Source organism: Snuella lapsa, from assembly GCF_039539345.1.
GTDB classification, from domain to species: domain Bacteria; phylum Bacteroidota; class Bacteroidia; order Flavobacteriales; family Flavobacteriaceae; genus Snuella; species Snuella lapsa.
In genome coordinates, this window is the sequence record NZ_BAABCY010000023.1 from 1 (window position 1) to 3,222 (window position 3,222).

At 32.7% G+C, this 3,222-nt stretch carries 3 protein-coding genes and 1 pseudogene; 3 read left to right on the plus strand and 1 reads right to left on the minus strand.

Features of this window, described 5'->3' with window-relative positions; all coding sequences use genetic code 11:
• Window positions 1-124: 124 nt before the first annotated feature.
• Both ABD792_RS04245 and ABD792_RS04250 read left to right on the plus strand, forming a co-directional pair.
• Window positions 125-829 (plus strand): YiaD family glycine zipper/OmpA-like lipoprotein, encoded by a 705-nt coding sequence (locus ABD792_RS04245; protein WP_345004562.1) that lies wholly within the window; start codon window positions 125-127, stop codon window positions 827-829.
• Window positions 830-931: 102 nt separating this feature from the next.
• Window positions 932-1,147 carry a hypothetical protein gene (locus ABD792_RS04250; protein WP_345004563.1) on the plus strand — a complete coding sequence of 72 codons (216 nt, stop codon included), beginning with the start codon at window positions 932-934 and terminating at the stop codon, window positions 1,145-1,147.
• An 84-nt stretch (window positions 1,148-1,231) separates the two neighbouring features.
• On the opposite strand, the pseudogene ABD792_RS04255 reads toward ABD792_RS04250, so the two are convergent.
• A pseudogene (locus ABD792_RS04255) lies at window positions 1,232-1,534 on the minus strand (aconitate hydratase); the annotation flags it as partial.
• A gap of 618 nt (window positions 1,535-2,152) precedes the next feature.
• Between ABD792_RS04255 and ABD792_RS04260 the strand changes: the two are divergent.
• Window positions 2,153-3,169, plus strand: coding sequence for a fatty acid desaturase family protein (locus tag ABD792_RS04260; RefSeq protein WP_345004564.1), 1,017 nt, complete (start codon window positions 2,153-2,155; stop codon window positions 3,167-3,169).
• The last annotated feature ends 53 nt before the right edge of the window (window positions 3,170-3,222 follow it).

The following is a 3,222-nucleotide window of genomic DNA, read 5'->3' on the forward strand; positions in this document are numbered from 1 at the left end:
AGTAGAGATGATGGACAAGTTATACACAAAATATTGTGGATTACTAGACTTTTTGCGCAGTCTGACGGTTATCGTAGACGGATTACCCTTTATAATAAATATGAATTTTACAAAACTTTAAAAAATGAAAACAATAATAAATAAATTAGGAATTCTAATATTGGCAGTAGGTATTGCACTAAGTATTTCTAGCTGTAAAGCAGTTGATAATGCAAACAATAAACAAAAAGGAGCTGTCATTGGTGCCACAGGAGGTGCTATTTTAGGCGCTATTATAGGAAATAATGTTGGAAAAGGTGGAAATGGAGAATTAGGTGCTGTCATTGGTGGCGTTGTTGGAGGAACTGCAGGTGTACTTATTGGGAACAAAATGGACAAACAAGCACAAAAAATTGAAGAAGTAATTCCTGGTGCAGCCGTTGAACGTATAGATAATGGAATTGTAGTCACCTTTGACGAAAATAGTGGTGTTTATTTTGATACCGACAAATACAATATCAATTACAAATCACAAGAAACACTAAATAAATTAGTCAATGTTTTTAAAGAATTTCAGGACACTAATATTATTGTTGTGGGACATACAGATAATGTTGGCTCTGAAGACTATAATATGACGCTTTCAAAAAATAGAGCCTACGCTGTAACTAATTTTTTAACAGGTAAAGGATTAATTTCTGGACGTTTTACAACCAATTGGTTTGGTGAATCTCAACCAATGCACGACAACTTAACAGTTAGTGGTCGTGCAAAAAACAGGAGAGTAAATGTGGCCATTTTGCCTAATCAGCAAATGATTGATGATGCTAAAAACCAAACGGGCTATTAATTATTTTTTATAAATAGTCAACATCAAAGGGAACTGTGCTATCTAATTGATGGACTAGAATTCTAGACTAATTACTAATAGCACACAAACAAATTAAAAATAATGAAAGCAAAAAATATAGGAATCGGGATTCTTATAATAGGAATAATAATGATGATATATACGGGTTTCAATTACGTGACCACAGAAAAAGTAGTTGACATTGGTCCAATAGAAATAAGCAAGGAAAAAAATCATCCAGTGCAATGGTCACCAATTGTTGGTGTATTATTGCTGGTTAGTGGAATTGTAATTATTGCCATGAACAGAAAAAAATAGCTTGATTAATTGGTTTATAGAATTCAATTATGGCAGCTTAATCAATAACGCATTGGTCAGAACGGTAATACTAGTAGTATTAAGTTCCATATGAACAGGGTGACTTACGCCGTTACCCAGACGACTATACCATAATCCAAATCGTTGAGCGGCTGATAAGAGAAATAAATGATCTTCGGCATTTTTAGTTTGTAACAAATTATGATCTACATACTGAACTGCTATTTCTGTTTTAGCCTTTTGTAACCCCATTGCTTCCAGTTCAAGCTGTACTAGAGTTCCTGTTGCATTTTGTAAAAGAGCCTGATCTATCCTTATCCCTATTTCCTTTCCGGGAATAAGTTCATGATCCTTGATTAGTTTTTGAGTTACATTGTTTGAATACATGTTTGTTTGTTATTTTTAACCGAATGAAAGTATAGGGTAAAACTTCTTAGTTACTATTCAGAAAACAAACTGGTATACTAAAATAAGAGTGAAGGGTTCTTATAAAGCTAAGCAAATCACAGAGCACAAATATCTTATTTTCAAATATTTAGAAACAAAAACCATCTTTTTAACAAATTATTACACATAAAACCGTAAAGACTTTTATATCCTGAATGCAACTGTGACATATATAAATAATTTCAGGAAATATATAACACTATTTATATTCTGTCTTTTAACTTTGTTTTACGCATCTACATATAAATAAAACCTATTCAACTAACCTAAAGAAGCTTTATATGATTAATATTTGGTCTGGCATAGCAACCCCTTGCTTGTTTATAATAATGCTCTGGGTTGATTTTAAATTGATAGCTGTAAATATCTTCTAAATTTCAAACCTCTCTATTATCATAACGCATGTCGATTCGATAAACTTATTGAACAAACACCCTGTTATGAAAAGTGTGTTCACGAGAGTTATTCAGGTATTTTTCCACTGTCTTTTAAAGACAATTCAAGCACAGGATAACCATTCAAAATATATAAATTGATCAATTGTTAAAAAATAATATAATGAAAACTCCAAAATTCTCAACAAATAGACCTTCTCACTTTTCAAAAGTACTAAGAAATAGGGTTAACCGATATTTTATCACTAATGATGTAAGTAAACACGCAAACAATAGTATGGTTTGCAAAACTGTATTAATGCTTTCTCTTTTTATAGTCCCTTTGATATTGATAAGTTTAGGGCTTATCCATCGAGTATACTTCTTATTCATAATGTACATCATTAGTGGACTAGGAATGGCGGGTATAGGTATGGGGGTAATGCACGATGCTATTCACGGTTCGTATTCAAAAAAGAAAAAGGTTAATAAATATCTGGGATATACCATGAACTTCATAGGGGCAAATATGGCCGTATGGAGAATACAGCATAATGTTTTGCATCATACTTATACGAACATACAGGGTGCTGATGACGATATAAATGTTCCATTTTTTTTAAGGTTTTCACCTCATAGCAAAAGAAATTGGCTACATAAATTTCAATTTATCTATGTATGGTTCTTTTATAGCATATCTACTTTGTCATGGATTACGGTTAAGGATTTTGTTAGGATTTACAGGTATCATAAAAAAGGCTTGCTAGGTTCCAAAAAAGAATATCAAAACGAACTTTATAAATTAATCGCATGGAAACTTCTATATTATTCTTATGCCCTAATCCTGCCAATTTTATTTACTCCGTTGCCTGCATGGATTGTTATATTGGCTTTTATATCGATGCATCTTGTTACAGGTCTTCTAATAAGTTGTGTATTTCAAGTTGCTCATGTAATGCCTAATACAGCATATCCGATAGCTAGCGAAAAAGGAATCATAAAAAACGATTGGTATGTACATCAACTAATTACCACTAGCAACTTTTCTCCTCGTAGCAAACTATTTTCTTGGTTGATTGGTGGATTGAATTACCAGATAGAACATCATTTGTTCCCAAACATCTGCCATATTCATTATCGAAAAATTTCGCAAATAGTATTAGACACAGTAAAAGAGCACGGACTGGCTATTTCGGCGTGACCATGCCACGTATTTCGGTCAAACAGTGCCACTTTGAGAGATCCTGCAATGAT